The 1,958-nt window shown below is 49.9% G+C and carries 2 protein-coding genes; both read right to left on the minus strand.

The features are described 5' to 3' along the window. The coding region (locus tag Q0231_RS14965; protein WP_299348714.1) for a class I SAM-dependent methyltransferase at positions 1 to 607 on the minus strand (607 nt) is incomplete at its 3' end. Between the two features lie 14 nt (positions 608 to 621). Continuing rightward, the coding region (locus Q0231_RS14970) for a hypothetical protein (protein WP_299348717.1) at positions 622 to 1,958 on the minus strand (1,337 nt) is incomplete at its 5' end.

A 1,958-nucleotide genomic window follows, 5' to 3' on the forward strand; every position in this document is an offset into this window, starting at 1 on the left:
GATTGAAGATCACGTCTTCTGGGGTGCCAATATGAGCGTTCACAAAACGGGTTTCTTCTAACAAACCAAATCCGGGGGCCGGAAACGGTTCTCGCCAGTCGCCTTTATAATAGCGTGGTGCATCACCCTCGTAAGGGGTAATGATCTTGGTGAGTTCTGCCACCCAATCTGTTCGTTCATCGCGCACATTCCACACCAGTCCAAACCGCCCGCCTGGTTTTAGGATCCGGTGAATTTCTGCAACTGCTGCTGATGAGGCGAACCAGTGAAACGACTGCGAACAAACAAGAATATCAACGCTGTCATCATCCAAAGGCATTTTGTCGGCGGTGCCCTTGATCACCTCAACTTGCGGCAAATCTGCGGCCAACTTCTCGCGCATTGCATCAACTGGATCAACTGCGATTACGTGTTCTGAAATGTCACATATACGCTTGGTGAATTTGCCGGTGCCTGCACCTAAATCAACCACAATAGAGTTTGGCTCAGCCCCCAATTTGTCGCGCAACCACGTAAAAACCTGTGGTGCATAATCGGGCCGTCCACGCTGATATTTATCGGCTGCGGATTGATAGCCTTTTGCGGCACTTTGGTGGACTGTACTCATAGAGCCTCTAGGTATTAGAACTTACCGCCAGTTTTGAAATTACCATGTTTGCGTGTGCCTTTTGACCCCTGACGGGAAGAACCGCGTGGACGCGAAAAATCGCTGCTGGGGGTGCCAAATGATCCAAAATCCAAATTGCCTTTGCTCCAAGGACCGGATTTTGAGCGTTCATTCTTGCTGCTACTCGAGCGCGGGGTATACCCAGACCCGCGTTGTGCATCTTGCCATTGTCCCCAATAGCCGGCAGCGGTAATAGCGCCCTTCAAAAACTCACCAAGCATGTCTTCAACCAAATCATCGTCAAACTTCATGCGTGGGTCGTCAAAGTTCGATTTTTTGAACTCCCACTCGATATCTTCCAGTTCGCGACGGCGCGCAGCTAGTGTTTTCAGGCGGACCTTGGCTTCGTTGATATCGTCATCCTGCTCCAAAATCTCTGCGCGGACAGCGTCAATTTTGCGAATGATCAAATCATCCTCGCGACTGGAAGTTTGTCGGGCCGCGTCGTAAAGCTCAGAAATGGTTTCGCGTTGCAAGCCTTCTGTCAGCGTTTCCACTGCTTCGCGATAGGCGCTGTCGCCACCATCAGACAATTTGGTGTGCTTGCGGGCCAATTCGTCGCGCTCATCCTCAAGCCGCACCTGTGCTTCGTCAATTGCGGCGATTTCCTTTTCAGCTTTTTCAGAATTCAGCCGATAGGCTTTTCCACCCGCAGCATCAAATGCTTTGTCTTCAAGCTTTTTAAGCTTTGCGTGCTCAGCGTCAGCATCCTCAAGCAAACGTTCTGCATGTTCGCGCAAGCGCATTGGGATTTCATTGAGAATGGAGAAGTTTGGCTTTGCGTCATGATAGCGGATCATCTTGGCGATCATCTTGTCAAAATAGCGCACCAGATTATTGCCGCCATATGCGCTGGTGCCAAAACCTGTTTCCCACAAGTACATAAACAAAGGGTCTTCGCGATAGGGCTTGCCCTTTTCATCGCGATCCTTTTCGGCAACTTCGGTTTTCTTTAGTGCATGCTCGGCAATGCTTTTCGCCTCATTGGAACTAGCCAATTGAGCTTGATATTTTTCGTCCGTCTTAAGTCCTTTGAAAACCGCACCGCTCAAGGCATCCAGTTCTGCTTCAGCCTTTTCGTAGACGGCCTGTGCTTTTGCCCGTTCAGCAAGGATTGATTTGATCTCGCCATCAATCTCATCAAGCCGCGCCCCAAGTTCATTATATTGCCCTTCGTGCGCTTCAAGGATCGAGCGGGCTTGCTTTTCAGCACGAGAGATTTCGCCAGTAATTTCCCCAAGGTAATTCAGCGCATGGCGAATATCCATAGCCAAGAAATCACCAGAAATAC

It is taken from the genome of uncultured Maritalea sp. (assembly GCF_937139385.1).
Lineage (GTDB): Bacteria > Pseudomonadota > Alphaproteobacteria > Rhizobiales > Devosiaceae > Maritalea > Maritalea porphyrae_A.